The following is a 23,857-nucleotide window of genomic DNA, read 5'->3' as shown; positions in this document are numbered from 1 at the left end:
TGGTGCACCTACTCTCTCATACCCTCACCCGCTCGGCCTTTGGATCATACATCGGCCGCAGCGCGGCCTCGGCCTTCACGCGCTCACCGGCAATCTCGATCTCATAATCGGAAGCCAGCACCTGTTCGGCGCTCTCGCCCTTGCTCGGCACGTATCCAAGCCCGATCGCGCCGCCGAGATGGTGCCCGTAATTGCCGGACGTGATCGTCCCGACAATCTTGCCGTCACGGACGATCGCCTCGTTGTGGAACAGCAGCGGCTCCGGGTCGCTGAGGCGAAATTGCACGAGACGGCGATCCAGCCCTGCTTCCTTCTTGCGCAAAACTGCATCGCGACCGATGAAGTCGCCCTTGTCCGCCTTCACCGCAAAGCCCAGCCCGGCCTCCAGCACATGGTCCTCATCGGTAATATCATGACCGAAATGCCGGAATCCCTTTTCGATGCGGCAGGAGTCGAGCGTGTGCAGGCCACAGAGCTTGAGGCCAAGTTCCTGACCGACTTCTTCGACGGCTTCGAACACATGTGCCGCCTGATCGGTCGAGACATAAAGCTCCCAGCCAAGTTCGCCGACATAGGTCACGCGGTGTGCCCGCGCTAATCCCATACCGATTTCGATCTCGCGTGCCGTCCCGAACGGATTGGCTTCGTTGGAGAAGTCATTCGGGCTGATCTTCTGGATCAGTTCGCGTGATTTCGGCCCCATCAGGCACAGCACTGACTCCGCGGCAGTTACGTCCGTAATGACGACGAATTCATCCTTGAGGTGCTTGCGCATCCACGCAAGGTCGCGCTGCAGCGTCGCGCCGGGCACCACGGCAAAAAACGCCGTTTCCGAAAGCCGCGTGATCGTCAGGTCGCTTTCGATCCCGCCACGATTGTTGAGCATCTGCGTATAAACAATGCGGCCCGGCTCCACGTCCAGCTGATTGGCGCAAAGCTTCTGCAGAAACACCAGGGCATCGCGGCCCTCAATGCGGATCTTGCCGAAGGATGTCATGTCGAACAGGCCCACATTGTTGCGCACGGCAAGATGTTCCTCGCGCTGGTTGTCGAACCAGTTCTGCCGCTTCCACGAGTAGCGGTACTCGCGCTCCTGACCTTTTTTGGCGAACCAGTTGGCGCGCTCCCAACCCGCTACCTCGCCGAACACAGCACCTCGCGCCTTCAGATGCTCGTGAATGGGCGAGCGGCGGACATTGCGCGATGTAGCCATTTGCCGGTACGGGAAATGATCGGCGTAGAGCAGGCCCAACGTTTCCGATACGCGTTCCTTCAGGTAGCGCCGGTTCTTCTGGAACGGCTGCGCCCGGCGGATATCCACCTCCCATAGATCAAACGGCGCTTCGCCATCGTTTATCCATTGAGCCAATGCCATGCCGGCGCCGCCGGATGAGGCGATGCCAATGGAATTATACCCCGCCGCAACCCAGTAGCCGCCGAGTTCCGGCGCTTCGCCGAGATAATAGCGGTCGTCAGGGGTGAAGCTTTCGGGGCCGTTGAAGAATGTGTGAATACCGGCGCTTCCCAGCATCGGCATGCGGTTGACGCCCAGTTCCAGGATAGGCTCGAAATGCTCGAAGTCTTCCTGCAACTGGTCGAAACAGAAGTCCTCGGAAATCCCATCCATGCCCCAGGGCTTTGCCACTGGCTCGAAGGCGCCGAGCATCATCTTGCCCGCGTCTTCCTTGTAGTAAGCGCATTCATCGGGAACTCGCAGCACCGGCAGACGTCCAAGCCCCTCGATGGCTTCGGTGACGAGATAGAAATGCTCGCAAGCATGCAGCGGCACAGTCACGCCAGACGTTCCCGCCAGATCGCGCGCCCACATACCCGCGCAGTTGATCACGACATCGGTCTCGATCGTGCCCTGCTCGTCGCCTTGCGCCCACGTGACTCCAGTCACGCGGCCATTCTTCTTGAGAACTTCGGTGACCTTGACGTTCTCGACAATCCTCGCGCCGCGCTGGCGTGCACCCTTGGCAAGCGCCATGGCGATATTGGCGGGGTCGCACTGTCCATCGAGCGGCAAATGCACTGCGCCAACCACATCTCCGGTATTAAGATGCGGGTACATCTCCTTGACTTCGCGCGGAGAAATCTCGCGCACATCGACATCGAATGCGCGTGCCAGCGAGGCCTGGCGGTAAATCTCATGCTTGCGCTCTTCGGTCAGCGCAACGGTGATCGAGCCCACCTGACGCATACCGGTGGCGACCTCGGTCTCTGCTTCGAGCTTCACGTAGAGGTCGGCGGAGTATTTGGCGAGCCGGGTCATGTTCTGCGAAGCCCGCAATTGCCCGATCAGTCCCGCCGCATGCCACGTCGTACCGGACGTCAGTTGCTTGCGCTCCAGCAGCACGATGTCGGTCCAGCCCAGCTTCGCCAGATGGTAGGCGACAGAACAGCCGGAAATGCCGCCACCAATGATGACGGCCCGGGCCTTGGCCGGTAGAGAGCTCATGCGCGAATTCTTTCGTTTTTGGGATCCCACAGCGGCTGGTCGGGATGAACCGTCGCCCTGTAGCGCTCGCCGAATATCTCAACTTCGACTTCTGTGCCGGGTTCAGTGAGTTCCGTCTTCAGCATGCCGAGCGCAATTGACTTGTCTATCCGGTGACCCCAGCCGCCAGAGGTCGTCTCGCCAACGATATTGCCGTCATGCCAGAGCGTCGACATGTAAGGCGCGTCGCAATCACCCGCATCGACAGTCAGCGTCACGAAACGCTTCTTGATGCCCTGTTGCTTTTCGCGCTCGAGCGCCGCTTTGCCGAGAAATTCCGGCTTCTCCCATTTGATGAAACGTTCAAGTCCGCTTTGCAGCGGCGTATAATCCGTCGAAAGGTCGCCCTTCCATGCGCGGTAACCCTTCTCGAGCCGCAGCGAATCCAGCGCAAACATGCCGAACGGCTTGATCCCGTATTTCTGCCCCGCCTCCCACACCGCATCGAAGATCGCGGCCGTATCGGCCACCTTGGTGTGGACCTCCCAGCCGAGTTCTCCGGCGAAGGAAACCCGTACCAATTGGCAATAGCGCCCGGCGATCTGCGCCGTCTGGTGCGACAGCCAGGACCGCTCAAGGTCCGCATCGCAGATATCGCGGAAAAGATCGCGCGACTTCGGACCGGTTACGATCTGGCAGGAGAAGTCGTCCGTCACATTGCTGATGCTGATCGCACTGTTTTTCGGCACATGATTGAGCAACCAGTCGCGATCATGCCATTCCGCAACGCCCGCGGTGATCAGGAAAAAGACATCCTCGTCAATCGCCATGATCGACATTTCGGTGACGACCCGGCCCTTGTCATCCGAGAAGTAACCGAGGCCGATACGCCCTGGCTTGGGCACGACGCCGGTGATCAACGTCGACAGCCATGCGCGCGCGCCCTCGCCGCTCACCTTGAAGCGTGAGAAGCCGGGCAAGTCGAGAATGCCGACCGCGTCGCGCACCGCGTGGCACTCTTGTCGAATACGCTTCTGCCAGGGTCCATCGCGCAGAAATGTTTGCGTCGATACTTCCGATACATCGTCACCCGGCTGCGCATACCAGTTGGCACGCTCCCAGCCATTATAAGCTCCAAACTGTGCGCCAAGGCTGGCGATGCGGTCATGGATGGGGGAAAGCTTCTTGTTGCGTCCCGCCGGCCAAGTGTGGCGCGGAAAATGGATGGCGTATTCGTGCCCGTAAACTTCAACACCCTTGGCGACACAATAGTCAGGATCGGTGAAACCGGTGAACCGGCGCGGATCGCATGACCACATGTCCCATTCCGTCGCGCCCTCCGTGACCCACTCGGCGAGAACCTTGCCCGCGCCGCCTGCCTGCGCGATACCGAAGGTGAAGACGCAGGCCTCGAAAGCATTAGGAACACCCGGCATCGGACCGATCAGCGGGTTGCCATCGGGCGCGTAAGGGATCGGCCCGTTGATGATCTTCGACAGACCGGCGGTACCTAGTATGGGCACCCGCGCGATGGCGTCGTTCAGATACCATTCGAGCCGCTCCAGATCGTCGGGGAAAAGCTGAAATGAGAAGTCGTCCGGCATCGGATCGTCGGCGGTCGCCCAGTGGGCGCGGCAATTGCGCTCGTATGGCCCGAGGTTCATGCCGTTTTTTTCCTGCCGGAGATAATAGGACGAGTCCACGTCCCGCAGCAGTGGCAATTTCTGGCCATGTTCGCGCGACCACGCGGCGATCTCCGGGATTTCGTCGAACAGCAGATATTGATGGCTCATCACCATCATCGGCACGTCGCGCCCGAACAGCCTGCCGATTTCCTGCGCGCGATAGCCTGCAGCATTGACCACGTATTCGCAGCGAATCTCGCCCTGCGGCGTCGATATCAACCACTCGTCATTCTCTCGCCGAGCGCCCGTAACAGGGCAAAACCGGATGATCTTGGCGCCAAGATCGCGTGCGCCCTTGGCCAGCGCCTGCGTCAACTGCGCCGGATCGATATCGCCATCATTGGGATCGTAGAGCGCGCCTTCCAACTCATGAGTCGCAATAAACGGATAGCGTCCATTGATTTCGCCGACGCCAAGTACGTCGATATCCATGCCCTGATAGCGGCCCATGCTCTTGACGCGCTGGAATTCCCGCATCCGTTCCCTGCTATGCGCCAGCCGCAACGATCCGGTTACGTGATAGTTCATGGGATAATCGACTTCGGCAGCCAGCCCGCGATAGAGTTCGGCCGAGTAACGCTGCATGTTCATGACCGACCAGGATGCCGAAAACGTCGGCACATTGCCGGCCGCATGCCATGTCGAGCCCGATGTCAGTTCGTTCTTCTCAAGCAGCACGCAGTCGGTCCAGCCCGCCTTGGCCAAGTGGTAAAGCGATGAAACGCCGACCGCCCCGCCACCGATGATGACGACGCGCGCCGACGTTGGAAAATCAGACATATTCAGTCCCCTGTAGTCTCATGCTTTTTCGGCCTACGGCCGCGCGATTTCGTCGAGGTACCACTGGATGTACCGCAATTCATTTTGTTCCATCGGTGCAATTGGCCCTGGAACGAAGTAATGCGAGCGAACCCCGCGCGCCGTATGCTCGATGATCGTCTTGTCTTCGGCGGTCGTGACCTTCCACAGCCAGGTCAGCTTTTCGAGGTCGTAGTCCTTGCCCTCTTCGGCGTCGCCGCGCACCAGCCAGATCAGTTCCATCTCGCATGTGTCGACGCTCTTCGGAATGAAGCGGTAAATCATTCCATGGTCCGGATAGCAGACAAGAAAGCTTGTCCCGCCGAGATGAATCGACGTCACGCCGCCATCGAACTCCTTGAACCGGCCCATCAGCGGCCCCACAGGTGAGCCATCCTCGCTACCGCTCGAAACGCCATCGTAGAGCGCATAGCGAAACGTGTGGATCGCTTCCTGGCCCTGCGCCGAACTCTGCCAGTGATCGCCCGTGGCGATGTCGATGCCAAGAGCGCAGGTGCGCTGCTCCATGCGTGCATTCAGTTCGGCGATCTTTTCGAGCGGCTGTTCGAGCGCATGCGTCTGCGAATATTCCGGATGAGCCGGACCGCAATGGTAGCATTCTACATAGTTCTCGACCGCAAGCTTCCAGTTGGCATCGACGGGATAGGTCTCGCGATATGCGACTTTGGCGTCCGCCCAGCCATACTGCCCGCACGTCGTGCGCAACGACTGTTCGATGACGGAAAAATCGAGCGGTTCGTCGGCAAAGCAGATGAAAATCAAGCCTTCCGTCACCCGCACATGCAGCGTCTTCAAGCCATGAGCACTGCGGTCGAAGTCCTTCGGCATCAGGCGCGCCGCACGCAGGCTGCCATCATTGGCATAGGTCCAGGCGTGATAGGGGCAGACGAAGAACCGGGCGTTGCCCTTCTGCTTGGTGCAGACCTCCGCGCCACGATGACGGCACACATTGAGAAACGCATGGATTGACCCATCTTCCGTGCGCGAAACCACCACTGTCTCGGTGTCGATCTTGAACAGCTCGAAATCGCCTGCATTTGGAATGATGCTGGCATGACCGATGCAATGCCAGTGCCGGCGGAACACACGCTCAATATCGCGGGCATAGACATCCGGGTCCATGTAGAATGCGCGAACCAGCCCATGACCCGCCTTGTGCCCGGCGATCATGCGATCGATCTTGTCGACAGCCGGTGCAATTTCCGCAAATGCCTGTTCTGCACCCATGTGATTCTCCGAAGGTTCGCCCTGAGACAATTATTCTGTCCTGCAATTTAGAATGATTCCGCATTGCGCGGCATTCAAGCGATCGTTACTCATAAAGACATGAATAATTTTCACCGGTCCAGCTTACCCGAGATTTACCGCCATGATGTCCAAGCCTCGCATACCGCCACTCGGATCCCTGCGGGCATTCGAGGCCTCGGCGCGGCTTCTGAGTTTCCGGCTCGCCGGGGATGAGCTTGGCGTCACCCAATCAGCCATCAGCCACCGCATTGCGGAGCTTGAAACCATCCTCGGCGTCAAGCTGTTCGAGCGCATGCCGCGCGGCGTTTCGCTGACGGACGCCGGAACGCTTTACTACCCTTATATGCGCGATGCCTTCGAGAAAATTGCGCGCGGCACGGCGCTGATAAACCGCATCGGAACGAGCGACGATCTCGCGCTCGAAACCTATGCGACATTCGCCATTCGCTGGCTCATCCCGCGACTGACCGATTTTCGTAAGGTCAATCCCAACCTCGCCATCCGCATCGGTACCAGCCAGCTCGATTGGGAACTCAACATCGACAGTTCGGATATAGGCATCATCCACACGACGCGTCCGGAGCGCCTGAACCTGCATTACCGTCTATTGGTGAAAGCGGAAATGCGCCCTGTCTGCAGCCCGCACGTCGCTGCGAGGATCGGCAGCGATACAGGCGCGAAGGGCTTGAACAAGGTGCCGCGGCTTGCGCTTTATACCGCCCCCGAAGATTGGGGCACATGGCTGGAAGCAGCCGGAATAGCCGATACGGCGCAGGCGGTAACGTTGAAGTTCGACACCTATCTTGCCGCGCTGCAATCGGCACTCGATGGCCAGGGCCTTGCGGTCGCACCCGATTTTTTGGTGGCTGATGACATCGAGGCCGGTCGCCTGGTGGCGCCCTTCCCGCTGAAAGTCCCGCAGCCCGGCGCCTGGTATATGATTTGCCGCAAGGAACGCGTCGGCGAAACCCGCATCCGCCAATTCGAGAACTGGCTGGTTGAGCAGTTCGAGGCTTGAGGTTTTACAGTGCGTGGTTCGACAAGCTCAGAGGGAGGTGGGTTGATGACACAATAATCATCAAGGTCGTAAATTCTGATCTTCGGCCCTGCAATTCGGACCTACGAGGTCTCAAGTCCTCGCTCCCTGCAATCCCTTGCCCTCCCTCATGGTGAGCTTGTCGGACCACGCACTGCATCGAGGCAAGAATGATGCCACGAAGCTATATCTACTTCCGCTTGATCCCGATCGAACGGCCGACGCGTGCAGGAACTGGCAGCATCGAATGTGCTTTTCTATAGGCTTCCAGCGTCGGCACGATATCATCGGGAAACGGCACGACCTTGGGGCCGCTCATATCGACATGCAGCGACATCACCTCGGCGGTCGCCGCCACCCAGCCATCCCTGTGAACGATCTCGTTATATGTGTGCAGGCGCTTGGCGTCGAAATCGATCAGCTGGCTGGTGACCGTCACGATATGATCGAGATGAATTTCCTGCACGTAGCAGATGTGCACTTCAGCGGTGTAGATCGTCAATTTGCGCTCGGCGGCATATATCGGGCCGAAGCCCAATTCGGCAAGAAACTCATCGCCGCCACGATCGAAGACCACATTGTAATAGGCCATGTTCAAATGACCGTTATAGTCGATCCAATCCTTTTCCATTGCGATCGGTTCGGAGCGATGCAGTTGACCTTTTGCATTCTCGGCTGACATTCTGGGCTCCTGACTGGATCGTGCGACTAGGTGTTGGCGGTTTGAAACATGAAGTCTGCGTTGCCGCTTTGTCAAAAGCGACGCTCAATGAACAGGCCGGAAAGCACTTGGCGGCTTGCCCTCGAAATTGCGAAAGGTCCTGGTGAAAGCCGATGCCGACGAAAAACCCGTGCGTGCGGCGATATCTGCCAGCGGCGACTTCGTATCGGTGATTAGCCGCCGCGCCACTTTCAGCCGCAGCCGCAGATAATACCGTCCGGGTCCCTCACCGACCGCCTTGGCGAATATCTTCTCAAGACTTCTGGCGCTCAGGCCGCAACGCCTGGCAATGGCGCCGATGGTCAACGGCTGTTCGATATGGCGCTCCATCAGGCGAATGGCGCTCGCGAGCTTGGGATGCACATCGTCGAGCCGGCCCAGCGAAACCAGCGGCTGCGCATCATTGGACGCATGGGCATCGTCATAGATGAAGACACTCGCCACATCGAGCGCCACGGACATGCCGTACCGTGAGCGGATGAGGTGCAGCATCAGGTCGAAGGTGGGCGACGCGCCGCCGCTCGTGAAAACCGGCCCATCGATGACGTAGCGGTCGGGGCGAACATCCGCATCGGGAAATTCAGCCGTAAACTCCTCCATGTCCTCCCAATGCGTCGTCGCCTTGCGTCCTGAGAGCAGTCCCGCCCGCCCGAGCAGCCATGATCCCGCTTCGATACCGCCAATCATGCGATAATTGTGCACAGCACGGCGCAAATTGGCCGTGAAGGTCGTGCGCGCAATGTCGGATGTACCAAAACCACCAACAACCAATAGGATGTCGCCTTTTTCTGCTGCATCGAATGAGCCGGATACGGCAATCGGCAGGCCGCACGTAGTCATTGTCGGTTCGCCATCCAGTGATACAATTCGCCAGTTAAACAAGTTCGCGCCGGAAACCCGGTTGGCGGCGCGCATGGGATCGATCGTCGAGGCAACGCACATCAACGAAGCTCCGCTGAAGACCAGGACCGTTACGTCGAGCGCTTTGGTGTTCGGTAAAAAGAGTGGCGACGTTTCGCTATTCATCAATTTCTATTCGTATATTGCAAAGCATCGTCCGGCAATGGGGGCATGATCGTTTCAACGAGAACATGGGAGCGCAGAGCCTTGCTTGTTGAAATAGAGAAGTTCTGCCGGTGGAAATTCATGGACAAGGTCAAGGGATTCGGCGAGGCCGATGCCTTTCCATCGGACAATGCCGAAGCCCGAAGGATTTGGCCGGAATTTACCCGGCAGGATTTTCTAGTTAAGCAAGAAAGGCTCTAAAATGGGACTTACCCCCAACCGCGAAGTATTCATCACCTGCGCCGTAACCGGTGCGGGCGATACCACGGGCCGTTCCGACAAGGTTCCGGTCACGCCGCGCCAGATCGCCGATGAATGCATCGCCGCGGCCAATGCCGGCGCTGCAATTGCTCACATTCACGTCCGCGACCCGAAAACTGGCAAGGGTTCGCGCGACGTCGCGCTCTACACCGAGGTTGTCGAGCACATCAAGGCGTCAGGCGTCGATATGGTGCTGAACCTTACCGCAGGCATGGGCGGCGATCTCACGCTCGGCAGCGTGGAACAGCCAATGCCGCCTTCGCTCGACGGCACCGATATGGCGGGCGCAACCGAACGCCTGGAACACGTGGCAAAGCTTCGCCCCGAGATTTGCACGCTTGATTGCGGCACCATGAATTTCGGCGAAGGCGATTATGTCATGACCAACACGCCAGCCATGCTCAAGGCTATGGCGGCGCAGATCAAGGCGCTTGGCGTTCGTCCGGAAGTCGAGATCTTCGATACAGGGCACCTGCTGCTGGCCAAGTGGCTTTACGATCAGAAACTGCTTGAAGATCCGGTCATGGTGCAGCTTTGCATGGGCATTCCGTGGGGTGCCCCGGATGATATCAACACGCTGCTGGCTTTGACCAACAACCTCCCGTCCAACTGGACATTCTCTGCCTTCTCGATCGGCCGCAACCAGATGCCCTATGCGGCTATGGCGATGCTCGCTGGCGGCAATATCCGCGTCGGCCTCGAAGACAATATCTGGCTCGACAAGGGTGTTCTTGCCACCAATGGCCCCTTGGTCGAACGGGCGGTCAAGGTTGCGGAAGGCATGGGCGCGCGAATTCTCGGACCGAATGAAGTCCGCGAGCGCATGAAACTGACGAAGGGCTGGTAAGAAATCATGGCAGGTATTCGCAAGGCCGCAGCTATAGGCGGCGGTGTTATCGGTGCGGGCTGGGTTGCCCGCCTGCTTCTCAACGGCATAGACGTCTCCATCTTCGATCCGGATCCTGAAGCCGAGCGCAAGGTCAGCGAGGTGATGAAGAATTCACGCCGCGCCTATAAGACAATGGTGCCGGGTGGCTTGCCGAAGGAAGGCAAGCTGACCTTTTCCAAGACGATCGAAGCCGCCGTAGCCGGTGCAGACTTCATCCAGGAAAGCGTTCCGGAACGGCTCGACCTGAAGCACAAGGTGCTGGCCGAAATCGACAAACACGCGGCAGTCGATGCCATCGTCGGTTCTTCCACTTCGGGCATCCTGCCGTCGGAAATGCAAACGGCGATGAAGCACCCTGAGCGTCTGGTCGTCGGCCATCCCTATAATCCTGTCTATCTCCTCCCGCTGGTCGAGATCGTCGGCGGCAAGCAAACCTCGCCTGAAGCTGTCGAAAAGGCACGCGAACTCTACACCTCGATCGGCATGAAACCGGTGGTGATCCGCAAGGAAATCGAAGCCTTCGTCGGCGACCGCCTGCTCGAAGCCGTCTGGCGCGAGTCCCTGTGGCTGATCAAGGACGACATTACCACCGTCGAAGAGCTCGACGACATCATCCGCTATTCGTTCGGCATTCGCTGGGCGCAGATGGGCATGTTCCAGGTCTACCGCGTTGCCGGTGGTGAAGCCGGAATGCGCCACTTCATCGCCCAGTTCGGCCCGTGCCTCTCCTGGCCGTGGACCAAGCTGATGGATGTGCCGGAACTTGACGAGGGACTGGTCGACAAGATCGCCAATCAGTCGGACGAACAGGCGCATGGCCTGTCGATCCGCGAATTGGAGCGCATCCGCGACGATAATCTCGTGGCCATCATGGAAGCCCTTTCCAAGCAGAACAAGGGCAAGGGGTGGGGTGCAGGCGCACTTCACAACGACTACACCCAGCGTCTGTCGAAGCTGGCGCAAAAGCCCGCTACATCCAAAGCTGCTGAAAAAGCCAAAACCAGCAAGCCTAAGAAAAAGAAGGGCTAAAGAGCCTTTCCCGGCCATATTGACCTATTCTGACGGAGGCATGTTGTGACAAGATCAAGCAAAGACACGAAGACCCGCACTCTGCGTGCGGGCGAGAGGCTTGGCGCCGATATTGGCGCAACAGGCCCCGTCCCACTGGTCGAACCGCATTCCTCTCGAAATGTGGATAATGCGACCAGCGGGTTTGAAAGCTTGTTGGTTTGCAAAGCAAACCAACGGCTGGGTTTCCGTCTGACGAACACCCGCTTTGTCAAGCGGCTTCGGCCGATGAACCACATCGGCCTCGCCACCTTCCGCGCGGATTGTCTCGTCAGGCGAGAAACAGAATACGGCCAATATGGCCGGGAAAGGCTCTAACCATGGATTTCGGTCTTTCGGAGGAACAAAGGCTCATTGTCGAGACGACACGCTCGTTTGTCGAAAACGAACTCTATCCACACGAAGCGGAGGTCGAGCGCACGGGGGTTCTGCGCAAGGAACTGGCTGGTGAGCTGAAGCAAAAAGCAATCGACGCCGGCCTCTACGCCGCCAACATGCCGGAAGACGTGGGCGGCGCGGGTCTCGATACGGTAACATGGCTTCTTTACGAAAAGGAACTTGGCCGCGCCAATTACGCGCTGCACTGGAGCTGTGTCGGGCGGCCTTCCAACATTCTGCTCGCCGGCACCGATGCGCAGAGGGAAAAGTACCTGTTCCCCTGCATTCGCGGCGAAAAGTCCGACTGCCTTGCGATGACCGAACCGGGTGCCGGGTCCGATCTTCGCGGCATGAAGGCCACCGCCGTTGAAAGCGGGGGTGACTGGGTCGTCAATGGCACGAAGCACTTCATCAGCCATGCGCTCGAAGCGGATTTCGTTATCCTTTTCGTCGCATCCGGCGAAGAAGACACGCCGCGCGGCAGGAAAAAGAAGATCACGGCGTTCTTCGTTGACAAGGGTCATCCCGGCATGACCATTCGCGAAGGATATCGCAATGTCTCGCATCGCGGTTACACCAACGCGATCATCGAGTTTGATGATTGCCGCCTGCCGCAGGATGCGATTCTTGGTGAAGTCCACAAGGGCTTTGATGTCGCCAATACCTGGCTCGGCGCAACCCGTCTCCAGGTGGCGGCCACCTGTCTCGGCCGCGCCGAGCGCGCGCTTGGCCACGCCATCGAATATGCGGCTCAGCGCCAGCAATTCGGCCAGCAGATCGGCAAGTTCCAGGGCGTTTCGTTCAAGCTCGCCGATATGGCAACGGAGCTGAAAGCCGCCGACCTCCTCACTTTTGAGGCTGGCTGGAAGTTCGACCAAGGTACAGTCACGGATCAGGACATGGCGATGGCCAAGCTCAAGGCCACCGAAATGCTGGCTTTTGTCGCTGACGAGGCGATCCAGATCCATGGCGGCATGGGCTTGATGGATGACTTGCCCCTCGAACGCATCTGGCGCGACGCGCGTGTCGAACGCATCTGGGAGGGCACCTCCGAAATCCAGCGGCATATCATCTCGCGCGCTCTTCTGCGTCCGCACGGTGCGTGAGGGAGCATTCGATGGCATCGCATAAGCTCGATCGTCTGCTCAGGCCAAAAACCATCGCCGTGTTCGGCGGTCTACAAGCCGCCGAAGTCATAAAACAATCGCAAAAAATGGGCTTCGCCGGCGAAATTTGGCCGGTGCATCCCAAACATGATGAAATCTGCGGCCTGAAAGTCTACCGATCAGTCGCTGATCTGCCGGGCAGTCCCGATGCTGCTTTCGTCGGCGTCAATCGCTTTCTCACTTTGGACATCGTCCGCGAGTTGCGGGAAGCCGGCGCAGGCGTCGCGGTCTGCTATGCCTCGGGCTTTCTCGAAGCCGGTGCCGACGACGCGGACGGTGCAAGACTGCAGCAGGAACTCGTCGAAGCGGCAGGCGACATGCCGATCATCGGGCCGAACTGCTACGGGTTGATCAACTATTGCGATGGCGCCCTGCTCTGGCCCGACCAGCATGGCGGGCGGCGGCTCGGCGCTGACGAACGCGGCGTCGCCATCATCACCCAATCGTCCAACATCGCCATCAACATGACGATGCAAACGCGCGGCCTCCCCATTGCCCACGTCATGACGGCGGGCAACCAGGCGCAAACAGGCCTGCCGGACATGGCGATAGCCCTGCTCGAAGATGAACGCGTTACAGCGCTTGGCCTCCATATCGAGGCGTTCCAGTCGGCGCCAAAGTTCGAACTCCTTGCCAGGCGCGCTCGCGAGCTGGGCAAGCCGATCGTCGCGATGAAAGTCGGCCGTTCTGCGCAGGCGCGCGCCGCAACTGTCTCGCACACGGCTTCGCTGGCGGGATCCGACGCGTCATCGGACGCCTTCCTCAAGCGCCTCGGCATCGCCCGCGTCGACTCGATCGCGTCCTTTCTTGAAACATTGAAGCTATTGCATGTGCACGGCCCGCTTGATGGCAAGACGCTCTGTTCCATGAGCTGCTCCGGCGGTGAAGCCTCGGTCATGGCCGACAGCGCCGAGGGGCGCGCGGTTGAATTTCCGCCGTTGTCGCCCGAGCATCGCGCCCGGGTGAAATCCACACTCGGGACATTCGTCGCGGTCGCCAATCCGCTCGATTATCACACGTTCATCTGGAACAATGAGCCGGCACTGACAGAGACATTCACGGCAATGGTATCCGGCGGGTTCTCGCTAAGCTGCCTCGTCCTTGATTTTCCGCGCAAGGATCGTTGTTCGGATGTGGATTGGTGGTCGACGGTCCGCGGATTTGAGAACGCGCTTCGAACCAACAAGGCCAAGGGAGCCATCGTCGCCTCGATCCCCGAAAATATTCCGGAAGAATATATGGCCGGATTGATGGAAAAGGGTATCGCGCCGCTCTGCGGTATCACCGAAGCATTCGACGCAGCGGAAGCTGCAGCTTTTATAGGTCAGGCGTGGAAAAGGTCGCCCGCAACTTCGGTTGCGGTTCCGGCTGGCGATGGTGCAGGTGAAACAACAGCTCCGGACGAAGCCGAGGCCAAGGCCAGACTGAGGAGCGCCGGCCTGCCGGTGCCTGAGGGACGTCGCTGCGCAAACTCCGGCGAGGCTGTCGCAACTGCCAACGCGATTGGCTATCCGGTTGCGCTCAAGGCACTCGGTATCGCCCACAAATCCGAACAGAATGCCGTACGGCTCAATCTCGGGGACGCCGATGCGGTCAGATCCGCCGCTGATGATCTCGCCGGCCTCGGATTCGGCCTTTATGTCGAGCGCATGGTCACGGGGGCGGTTGCCGAGCTCATCGTCGGCATCGTCCATGATCCGCAATTCGGTCCGGTCATGACACTCGGCACCGGCGGCGTTCTGGTGGAACTGCTGCAGGACAGCGTGACGTTGCTCTTGCCCTCGAGCCGCGACGATATCGAGACGGCCCTGCGTTCGCTGCGCATGTTCCCGCTGCTCGACGGCTATCGCGGCAAGCCAAAGGCCGATCTGGAAGCTGCACTCGATGCGATCATGGGCATTGCCGCCTTGGCGGTAGAAAATGCCGGACGGATCGCTGAACTCGATATCAATCCGCTGCTGGTCTGCAGTAAGGGACAAGGCGCTTGGATCGCCGATGCGCTGCTGGTGACAAAGGGAGAGTTGAGATGAACGATGTAGTCAGGACGCGCCGCGAAGGCGGCATTCTCGAAGTCACGCTGGACCGGCCGAAGGCCAATGCCATCGATCTCACCACGAGCCGGCTTATGGGCGAAACGTTCAAAAAATTCCGTGACGATCCCGAACTGCGGGTCGCCATTGTCCAGACCGAGGGTGACAAGTTTTTCTGCGCCGGCTGGGATTTGAAGGCAGCCGCGGGCGGCGATGCTGTCGACGGCGACTATGGCGTTGGAGGCTTCGGCGGTCTGCAAGAATTGATCGACCTCAACAAGCCCGTCATCGCCGCAGTCAACGGCATGGCTGTGGGCGGCGGCTTCGAACTCGCCCTCTCCTGCGATCTTATCTATGCCTCCGACCATTCCAGCTTTGCCTTGCCGGAAATCCGCGCGGGCACCCTCGCCGACGCGGCAACGGTCAAGCTTCCCAAGCGCATACCTTACCATGTCGCCATGGACCTTCTGCTGACAGGCCGCTGGATGGACGTTACTGAAGCGCACCGCTGGGGTCTGGTCAATGAGGTTCTGCCTAAGGACAAACTGATGGAGCGTGTCTGGGAGATCGCGCGAATGCTTGAAAGCGGACCGCCGCTGGTATTTGCGGCGATCAAGGAAGTGGCGCGGGAAGCGGAAAGCATGGGCTTCCAGGATGCGATGAACTGGATAACCAAGCGCAAGTTCCGTACAGTGGATACGCTCTACGCATCGGAAGACGGCCAGGAAGGCTTCAAGGCCTTCGCCGAAAAACGCGATCCAGTCTGGAAGGGAAAATGACCACCGACTATACGACACTCATCGACGAACAGACCTGGGCATTCATCGAGCGAACCAACAGCTTTTATCCGCCCGATGCGGTCGAGCGTTCAGTCGAGCAGCAGCGCGAAGTCTACGACACCATGTGCCGGGCGTTCTTTACCGGCTATCCGGAACTCGTGTCGTCCGCCTATCGCTTCATCGAGACCGGCGAGCGCAAGATACCCATTCGCGTCTACGAGAAATATGGCAGCGATCCGCAGGCCGTCTGCCTCTACTTTCATGGCGGCGGATTCGTCGTCGGCGGTCTTGAAAGTCATGACGACGTCTGCGCGGAACTCTGCGAAGCAACCGGGTTCCGGGTTGTGTCGGTGGATTACCGGCTTGCACCGGAGCACCTGCACCCGGTCGCGTTCAGGGATTGCCATGCCGCCTTCGAGCATGTCGCCTCGACGACAGACCTGCCAATCGTCCTTTGCGGCGACAGCGCCGGCGGTAATCTGGCCGCTGCCGTCTCGCATCACGTCCGCCGCCACGAACGCGCGCCGATCGGCCAGGTTCTCATTTATCCCGGGCTTGGCGGAGCGACCGATCAGGGCTCTTACGTCACCCACGCGCACGCGCCCATGCTGACGACGCGCGATACGATCTATTATGCCGACCTCCGCGGCGGTGGGTTCAACTGGTCCACGGACGCGCGTTTTTCGCCCCTCAACGACACGGATTTTACCGGCCTGCCGCCGACTGTAGTCATCTCAGCTGAATGCGATCCGCTGTCCGACGATGGCCGGCACTATCGCGACAAGATACTCGCCGCGGGCGGCAAGGCGATCTGGAATAATGAGCCGGGTCTTGTGCATGCCTTTCTGCGTGCACGCCACAGCGTTGATCGCGCTCGCGCCAGCTTTCGGCGCATCGCGACAGCCTTGCATCTGCTCGGTCAGGGCCGCTGGCCCGGCCAGCTCTAACCTCTTTCTCTCCCACAAGGGGAGAGATAACGCAGCGCCTAGTTTCCGGCGCTGGCCATGCGCCGGTTCTTCACCGCACCTTCGAGCCACCCGAGTTCCATCTCGGGGACCGAGGACAACAACAGGTCCGTGTAATCGTCGAATGGCGGTTTCAGCACATCGGATTTCGGCCCATAGCGCACGACTTCCCCCCGGTACATCACGGCGATGGAATCGGCGATTGATTTCACAGTCGCAAGATCATGGGTGATGAAGAGATAAGCGACGTTCTCGTCCTTCTGCAGATCAAGAAGCAGCTTCAATATTCCGTCCGCAACGAGCGGATCGAGCGCACTGGTGACCTCGTCGCATATGATGAGCTTGGGCTTCGCCGCCAGCGCCCGCGCGATGCAGACGCGCTGCTTCTGGCCGCCGGACAGTTCGGCCGGATAGCGGTCGGCAAAGCCTTTGCCCATTTCGATCTTTTCGAGCAGTTCCGTTACGCGCTTGTCCCGCTCCCTGCCCTTCATGCCGAAATAGAATTCAAGCGGCCGCCCGATGATGGTGCCGATGGTCTGTCGCGGATTCATCGCCGTATCCGCCATCTGGTAGATCATCTGCAACTCGCGCAGATCGTTGCGCGTCCGGTTCGCCAGCCGGGGAGACAGCGTCCGCCCGTCGAAGGTGATGCTTCCCTCCATCGGCGGTAACAGTCCTGTAATCGCACGCGCCAGGGTGGATTTACCCGAACCGGATTCACCCACCACGGCCAGCGTCTGACCAAGGTGGATATCCACGGACACATTCTTCAGGACCTTCACCAGCCCGCCGCCATACGCGGCAGTTATGTTCTTCACCGTGAGGATCGGCGCGTCGGTGGGGTTCTTCTCTTCGTGCGGTATATGATGCACCGAGACCAACTGGTTGGTGTATTGCTGGCGCGGTTCCTTGATGATCTGGTGCGTGTCGCCGTACTCAACCTTCTTGCCGTGCCGCAAGACGATAATGTCGTCGGCGACCTGCGCAACGACTGCAAGATCATGGGTGATGTAGAGCGCCGCAACATTCGTGTCGCGGATGGCATCCTTGATCGAAGCAAGTACGTCGATCTGGGTGGTCACATCCAGCGCGGTCGTCGGCTCGTCGAAGACGATCAGATCTGGCTCGGAACACAGCGCCATCGCCGTCATGGCCCGCTGCAACTGTCCGCCGGATACCTGGTGCGGGAAACGCTGGCCGAATGTCTCAGGGTTGGGAAGGCCGAGCTTCTTGAACAGCCCGATCGCACGTTTTTCGGCCTCGGCCCTCGAACATATCCTGTGCAGGAGCGCCGCCTCGACTACCTGATCCATCAGCTTGCGTGCAGGATTGAACGCTGCGGCGGCCGATTGTGCGACGTAGCAGACTTCACGTCCCCGCACCTGCCGCAACAGTTTCGGCCCGCCTTTCAATATGTCGCGGCCATTGAGCAGGACCTCGCCGCCTGTGATGCGAACGCCGCCGCGACCATAGCACATGCTCGAAAGGCCGATGGTCGATTTTCCCGCTCCGGATTCGCCTATCAGCCCGAGCACCTTGCCACGCTCGACCTTCACCGAAACGTCATCGACAATAACGACGTTGCGTGGCGGCTCTCCCGGAGGATAACTGGTCGCCTCGATGCGCAGGTTGCGAATGTCGAGCAGGGTTCCACTTCTGTCTACAGGACGTTTGGCCATTATCCGCGCCCTCCCTTCAAACTGGTGGTGCGATTGAGTATCCAGTCGGCAACCAGATTAACGGAAATCGCAAGAATGGCGATGGCCGCGGCGGGAATAAGGGCTGCCGGAATGCCAAACACGATGCCTTCCTTGTTTTCTCTGACCATGCCGCCCCAATCCGCATCCGGCGGTTGCACACCCAGACCAAGAAACGACAGCGCGGAGAGAAAAAGAACCGCAAAGATGAACCGCAGCCCGAGCTCGGCAATCAGCGGCGTCAGTGCGTTCGGCAGGATTTCGCGGAAGATGATCCACATGCGTCCTTCACCGCGCAGCTTTGCCGCCTCGACGAAATCCATCACATTGATATCGACGGCGACCGCACGCGCCAGCCGGTAGACACGGGTTGAATCGAGCAGACCCATGACCAGGATCAGCGTGAGAACGTTCGCGGGCAGCACCGAAAGCACGACGAGTGCGAAGATCAGGGTCGGAATTGCCATGATCAGATCCACGAACCGCGACATGAGCTGATCGAACCAACCGCCTATGACTGCTGCCGCAAACCCGAGCACCGAGCCTAGAATGAACGACAACGCCGTCGCCATTGCCGCGATGAAAATCGTGATGCGCGCGCCATATATCATGCGGGACAAGAGGTCTCGTCCGAGATTATCGGTTCCGAGCCAATATTTGGCAGAGCTCGGCTCCCACACATCGCCCACTGTCTCGCCAACCGAAAATGGTGCGACCCAAGGGGCGAAGATCGCTGCGAAGAGAAAAATCGCCGTGATGATCAGACCGATCCAGGCGCTGATCGGGATTGTCTTAACGTTCAGCATTCGGCGGCCTCACTTGGGATGTCTGAGGCGGGGATTGGAAACAATCGCCACGATATCAGCAACAATATTGAGGCTGATATAGACAGCCGCGAAAACCAGCCCGCATGCCTGCACGACCGGAACGTCCCGCTTGGCAACATGATCGACCAGATACTGGCCCATGCCGGGATAGACAAAGATCACCTCGACGACGACCACGCCGACGATCAGGAACGCCAGATTAAGCATGACGACGTTGACGATCGGAGCGATCGCATTCGGAAAGGCATGCCGGGTGATGATCTGGAAGGGCGTAAGCCCCTTCAGTTCCGCCGTTTCGATGTAGGCGGACTGCATGACGTTGAGGATCGCGGCACGCGTCATGCGCATCATATGCGCCAGAACGACCAGCGTCAGCACGGTAACCGGCAGGGCAATCGCGCTGAGCCGCTCTCCGAGCGGCATGCCCTCGTAAACGGTGGAGACGCTTGGAAACCACTGCAATTGCACGGCGACGAAATAGATCAGCAGATAGCCCGTGAAGAATTCGGGCAGTGACGTCGATGCAAGACCGAGACCGGAAATCAGCTTGTCTACGAAACCGTTGCGGTAGCGTACCGCCAGCAGGCCCAGCCCTATGGCCAGCGGGATGGAAACCGCAGCAGCGGCAGAAGCGAGAAACAGCGTGTTCCACAGACGATCTTTCAGCGACGTCGCGATATCCTGTCCGCTGGAAAGTGCCGTACCAAGATCGCCGGTCAGGATACCGCCGAGCCAGCGCAGGTAGCGAATGTAGGCCGGATCGTTCAGCCCCATGTCGCGACGCAGGTTTTCGAGTGCCTGCGGCGTGGCGGATTGTCCAAGAATGGATTGCGCGACATCTCCAGGCAGGATTTGCGTGCCGACGAAGATCAGCACGGAAACCGCAAGGAGGAGGAGTACGCCCATCGCAATGCGCTGGGCGACCAGTTTAAGGACAGGCGTACTCATCCGCCGAAGTCCTAAGCCATCAGCCAGCAGCGCGACAATGCGTAACCGCCGCTCATCTCCTGATTGCCGTCCGGCACCCAGCCGCCGACTTTCTTGCTTGTCGCATCGATGAAGTCATTGAACATCGGTACGATGACACCGCCTTCATCGCGTACGATGACATTCATGTCGCGATACATTGCCTTGCGCTTGGCTTCGTCCAGTTCGCCGCGCGCCTGAAGCAGCATCTTGTCGAATTTCTCGTTGAAAAAGCGTGTGTCATTCCAGTCGGCCTTGGAATAATACGCCGTCGAGAACATCTGGTCCTGTGTTGGACGGCCACCCCAGTAAGATGTCGAGAATGGCTGCTTGTTCCACACCTGCGACCAGTAGCCGTCGCCAGGCTCACGCTTGACCTCGATCGTGATGCCGGCCTTGGCAGCGCTCTGCTGGTAGAGCTGCGCCGCATCGATCGCGCCGGGGAATGCCACATCGGAAGTACGAAGCAGCACAGCGCCATCGTGACCGGACTTCTTGTAGTGGAAAGCCGCCTTGTCCGGATCGTATTTGCGTTGTTCGATGTCATCGGAAAACAGCGGATAAGCCTTGTTGATCGGCGTGTCATTGCCAACCGATCCATACCCGCGCAGGATCGTCTTCACCATGTCTTCGCGGTTCATGGCGTATTTCAGTGCAAGCCGCAGGTCGGCATTGTCGAACGGGGCCGTATTGCAATGGGCGATGAAGACATAGTGCCCCTTGCCCGCTACGTTCTGGATAGTAACGCCCGGAACGCGCTTCACCAGATCGACGATCTTCGGCTCGACACGATTGATCATGTGTACCTGACCGGACTGCAGAGCAGCTGTGCGGGCCGTTGCGTCATTGATGACGATGATCTCGATCTGCTCTGCATGACCACGGTTGTCGCCGTCCCAGTAATTGGCAAATTTTGTGCCGATATGCCGAACGCCCGGCTCATCGGTCACGACCTTGTAAGGTCCCGTACCGATACCGGCAGTCGGCTTGTCCTTGCCGCCGTTTGGCTGGATCATCAGGTGGTAGTCGTCCATGAGGAACGGCAGGTCGGCATTGGCTTCTTTCAACGTGAAAACAACGGTATCGCCGTCTTTCTTCACATTCTCGATACCGCCCATCACACCCAGCGCACCGGACTTGGAGTTCGCATCTGAGTGACGTTCCATCGTGGCGACGACGTCATCAGGCGTCATCTCCTTGCCGTCGTGGAACTGCACGCCCTTGCGGATCTTGAAGGTCCAGACTTTGGCGTCGTCGGAGGAGCCCCATTCCGTCGCAAGCTTGGGATTGAGTGTGCCGTCCGGCTGTATCTCCACAAGCTGCTCGCCCCATTGGCGCCCGAACTTGTAGGGTACCTGGCTCTGCCAAGTTGCCGGATCAAGGCTGTCAGTGGAAGCGCCGCCCTGCATACCGGCTTTCAGCGTGCCGCCCTTGACAGGGCCTTCCGCAAGCGCCGCGCTCGACAGCAGGGAGTTGGCGAAGACCGTGGTGACGCCGAGAGCCGCCGCACGCCCGAGGAAGTCCCGGCGTGAAAGCTTGCCAAGTGCTACTCTGCGGCTGAGATAATCGAGTTCGTTTGACATATCTATTCCCCTTCTTCTGCTTGCGACGCCCGGCGTCCCAATTCTGGTTTTCGTGAATTATGCGACTTGATATCCGTAAATTTCAACCCTTTATCTTTTGCATTTGAGATAGCGCTGCAGCGGCAGCCCTTCGTTCAGATGCAATTACGTGCAATCGTTTCGGTAAAATCCCGCTCGAACACCACGTTGTCGTTTTCGTAGGCTTCGATACGGCCGGTCAGATAGAAATTCCGCCTGTCGGACCGCATCGTCGTGAACGTCTCTGTGCGTATCCGCCAGTTGTCGCGCCCCGAGATTTCGGTCCAATGCGTCTCGCCATAGGCGGAGAGCGGATCCTCGGCGTTGATTTCCCAGCGCTCGCGGGCAATGCCGCCATGGACCAGGCCATGTTCCTTGTCGCGTGCCTCGCCGAAATCGTCTTCGATCAAAAGGCTGATCTTGCCCGTGACCTGATCATGCTCGATTGACCGGCTGTTTCCGCCCTTCCTCAAGGTTTCAAGCTGCCAAGGCGAGGCAGCTTCCGGCTCTGGGAAAACCCATTCATCGCCTGTGGCTTGCTCCCGCGCCGGAATGCTGATTTGCCCCGCACTTATGGTCAGGCTGACATTTTCCGGTGAGGGCCAGACCATCGGCCAATAGGACGACGACACAGCCACCCGCAATGTGTGCCCCGCGGGCACGCGATAGGCGATATCATCAAGCTTGAAGCTGATCTGGATTGCTTCGCCCGGCACCAGCGGCGCCGGTGTGTCATGTCCGTCGCGATGGCAAAGATTGAATACGCCATAGGTGATGCGTGTCGAAGCGCCGTCCGGATGCACATCGCAAAGCCGCACCGCAACCATGGCGACCGGCTTGTCGCTCGCAAGCATCAGGATGATTTCTGGCGCGCCGACGACGTCGATCGGCCTGTCCAGCACTGTATCGTAACAGACCGACAACGCATCGTCGCGGCGCTGGTCGCCGGGCATTTCCGGCCCTAGCCAGATTGCGCAATATTCGCCGCCCATCATGCCGCAATCCTGCGGCGACGCCACAAGGTGGCAAAAATCGTCAGCGGCGTCGGCCGAGAGCGACTTGTCCGCCTGCAGGTGCAGGACTTCCGTGGCAATCGTCTTCGATGGCCACTCATCTTCTGCGATCCAGTAGCCGGCTCGCTCCGTGTACCAGCTCTTGGGACGCACTGAATCCATCAGGTAACCGCGATAGGCGGGATCGTTTTCGACGCCGGTATCGATATCCTTGAGCCAGTGGTCCCACCAGCGCAGTGCTTCCTGCAAAAAGCCTATGCGCGGTTCGGGCACGGCGAAATGCGGGTATTTATGCACCCACGGTCCGATGATGCCTTTGACCGGCGCCGTGATGCCCGCCATAAGCCTCGGCACTGCGTTCTTGTAGGCGTCGCCCCAGCCGCCCACGGCAAGCGTTGCCGCCTTGATCGCGGAGAAATCCGCGCATACGGAACCGCGCTGCCAATAGGCATCGCGTGTCTGATGGTTGAGCCAGACTGCCGGCAGGAATGGCTCATTGTCGAGCCTTTCCAGCCACATGTCGCGCCATTTTTCACCGACGAGCGCCGGGTCTGGTGCACGCGAGGAATAGGCGAGCATGGTAGCACCCCAACCGAGATTCTCGTTCAGCAACAGGCCGCCCTTGTAATGGATATCGTCCGCATACCGGTCATCGGTCGAGCAGAGCGTGATGATTGCCTTCAGCGCCTCGGGTTGCAGCGCCGCCACCTGCAGGGAGTTGAAGCCGCCCCAGGAAATGCCCATCATGCCGACCTTCCCGGTCGACCAGGCCTGCGCCGCGATCCACTTGATCACCTCGCAGGCATCGGCGAGTTCCTGCTCGGAATATTCATCCTCCATCAGCCCTTCGGAATCGCCGTTCCCGCGCATGTCCACGCGTAGGCAGGCATAACCGTGGCCGGCAAAATATGGGTGGGTAAGGTTGTCCCGCGCGGTGGTGCCATCGCGCTTGCGGTAGGGCAGAAATTCGAGAATGGCTGGAACCGGGTTCTGTTCGGCGTCGGCTGGCATCCAGACCCTCGCCGACAACCGGCAGCCATCGGGCAGGACGATGCCCATATCGGCATCTTCGTGGATATTATGCTGAAAAGTCTCGACTGTTCGCATTATCGCCCTTCGCCCCGCAGAAAGAGCCGAAAACGGATAATGCTCACCGGCTCGATGCCGCTGATCACCCTTGTCCCATTTTCTCGTCTTTTGCGA

At 59.2% G+C, this 23,857-nt stretch carries 18 protein-coding genes; 8 read left to right on the top strand and 10 right to left on the bottom strand.

The genetic code is table 11. From position 1 onward, the window contains the following. Positions 1-16: 16 nt before the first annotated feature. Genes CU100_RS10725 through CU100_RS10715 form a run of 3 tightly spaced genes read right to left on the bottom strand, consistent with a single transcriptional unit; the run spans position 17 to position 6,171 of the window. A complete protein-coding gene (locus tag CU100_RS10725) occupies positions 17-2,461 on the bottom strand; it encodes a GcvT family protein (RefSeq protein ID WP_106716569.1) in 2,445 nt (814 codons plus the stop codon). After that, positions 2,458-4,905, bottom strand: a complete 2,448-nt coding sequence (locus CU100_RS10720; protein ID WP_106716568.1) for a GcvT family protein — start codon at positions 4,903-4,905, stop codon at positions 2,458-2,460. The genes CU100_RS10725 and CU100_RS10720 overlap by 4 nt, the downstream gene beginning before the upstream one ends. 33 nt (positions 4,906-4,938) lie before the next feature. Continuing rightward, entirely contained in the window at positions 4,939-6,171 is a 1,233-nt protein-coding gene (locus tag CU100_RS10715) for an aromatic ring-hydroxylating oxygenase subunit alpha (RefSeq protein ID WP_106716567.1), read from the bottom strand. A gap of 142 nt (positions 6,172-6,313) precedes the next feature. On the opposite strand from CU100_RS10715, the gene CU100_RS10710 reads away from it, so the two are divergent. After that, entirely contained in the window at positions 6,314-7,210 is an 897-nt protein-coding gene (locus CU100_RS10710) for a LysR substrate-binding domain-containing protein (RefSeq protein WP_106716566.1), read from the top strand. A gap of 208 nt (positions 7,211-7,418) precedes the next feature. Here the strand turns inward: CU100_RS10710 and CU100_RS10705 are convergent, their stop codons facing one another. Continuing rightward, the gene (locus CU100_RS10705) at positions 7,419-7,910 is read right to left on the bottom strand and encodes a thioesterase family protein (RefSeq protein ID WP_106716565.1); all 492 of its coding nucleotides are present in this window, start codon (positions 7,908-7,910) and stop codon (positions 7,419-7,421) included. 84 nt (positions 7,911-7,994) lie between these two features. After that, a complete protein-coding gene (locus CU100_RS10700) occupies positions 7,995-8,978 on the bottom strand; it encodes a GlxA family transcriptional regulator (protein WP_407070319.1) in 984 nt (327 codons plus the stop codon). Positions 8,979-9,216: 238 nt separating this feature from the next. Between CU100_RS10700 and CU100_RS10695 the strand changes: the two genes are divergently transcribed. From CU100_RS10695 to CU100_RS10665, 7 genes are read left to right on the top strand one after another with little or no spacing between them, the layout of a single operon-like run. Then, a complete protein-coding gene (locus tag CU100_RS10695) occupies positions 9,217-10,122 on the top strand; it encodes a BKACE family enzyme (protein ID WP_106716563.1) in 906 nt (301 codons plus the stop codon). Between the two features lie 6 nt (positions 10,123-10,128). After that, positions 10,129-11,193 carry a carnitine 3-dehydrogenase gene (locus CU100_RS10690; protein WP_106716562.1) on the top strand — a complete coding sequence of 355 codons (1,065 nt, stop codon included), beginning with the start codon at positions 10,129-10,131 and terminating at the stop codon, positions 11,191-11,193. A 45-nt stretch (positions 11,194-11,238) separates the two neighbouring features. After that, positions 11,239-11,550, top strand: a complete 312-nt coding sequence (locus CU100_RS10685) for a hypothetical protein (protein WP_106716561.1) — start codon at positions 11,239-11,241, stop codon at positions 11,548-11,550. Positions 11,551-11,552: 2 nt separating this feature from the next. After that, on the top strand, positions 11,553-12,716 hold the full coding sequence (locus tag CU100_RS10680; RefSeq protein ID WP_106716560.1) for an acyl-CoA dehydrogenase family protein: 1,164 nt from the start codon (positions 11,553-11,555) through the stop codon (positions 12,714-12,716). Between the two features lie 11 nt (positions 12,717-12,727). After that, a complete protein-coding gene (locus tag CU100_RS10675; protein ID WP_106716559.1) occupies positions 12,728-14,806 on the top strand; it encodes an acetate--CoA ligase family protein in 2,079 nt (692 codons plus the stop codon). Beyond that, entirely contained in the window at positions 14,803-15,585 is a 783-nt protein-coding gene (locus CU100_RS10670; protein ID WP_106716558.1) for a carnitinyl-CoA dehydratase, read from the top strand. The genes CU100_RS10675 and CU100_RS10670 overlap by 4 nt, the downstream gene beginning before the upstream one ends. Further along, positions 15,582-16,532, top strand: coding sequence for an alpha/beta hydrolase (locus CU100_RS10665; protein ID WP_106716557.1), 951 nt, complete (start codon positions 15,582-15,584; stop codon positions 16,530-16,532). The genes CU100_RS10670 and CU100_RS10665 overlap by 4 nt, the downstream gene beginning before the upstream one ends. Before the next feature lie 38 nt (positions 16,533-16,570). On the opposite strand, the gene CU100_RS10660 is transcribed toward CU100_RS10665, so the two are convergent. The 5 genes from CU100_RS10660 to CU100_RS10640 form a co-directional block, all read right to left on the bottom strand. Next, positions 16,571-18,229, bottom strand: coding sequence for an ABC transporter ATP-binding protein (locus CU100_RS10660; protein ID WP_106716556.1), 1,659 nt, complete (start codon positions 18,227-18,229; stop codon positions 16,571-16,573). Beyond that, the gene (locus CU100_RS10655; RefSeq protein ID WP_106716555.1) at positions 18,229-19,053 is read right to left on the bottom strand and encodes an ABC transporter permease; all 825 of its coding nucleotides are present in this window, start codon (positions 19,051-19,053) and stop codon (positions 18,229-18,231) included. The genes CU100_RS10660 and CU100_RS10655 overlap by 1 nt, the downstream gene beginning before the upstream one ends. Before the next feature lie 9 nt (positions 19,054-19,062). After that, positions 19,063-20,022, bottom strand: a complete 960-nt coding sequence (locus tag CU100_RS10650) for an ABC transporter permease (RefSeq protein ID WP_106716554.1) — start codon at positions 20,020-20,022, stop codon at positions 19,063-19,065. Between the two features lie 11 nt (positions 20,023-20,033). After that, entirely contained in the window at positions 20,034-21,623 is a 1,590-nt protein-coding gene (locus CU100_RS10645; RefSeq protein WP_106716553.1) for an ABC transporter substrate-binding protein, read from the bottom strand. A gap of 134 nt (positions 21,624-21,757) precedes the next feature. Further along, on the bottom strand, positions 21,758-23,761 hold the full coding sequence (locus CU100_RS10640) for a CocE/NonD family hydrolase (protein ID WP_106716552.1): 2,004 nt from the start codon (positions 23,759-23,761) through the stop codon (positions 21,758-21,760). Positions 23,762-23,857: the final 96 nt, after the last annotated feature.

Origin of the sequence: Phyllobacterium endophyticum (assembly GCF_003010935.1) — a bacterium.
Lineage (GTDB): Bacteria > Pseudomonadota > Alphaproteobacteria > Rhizobiales > Rhizobiaceae > Phyllobacterium > Phyllobacterium endophyticum.
The sequence above is the reverse complement of the archived record's forward strand: the minus strand, read 5'-3'. Positions and strand labels throughout refer to the sequence as shown.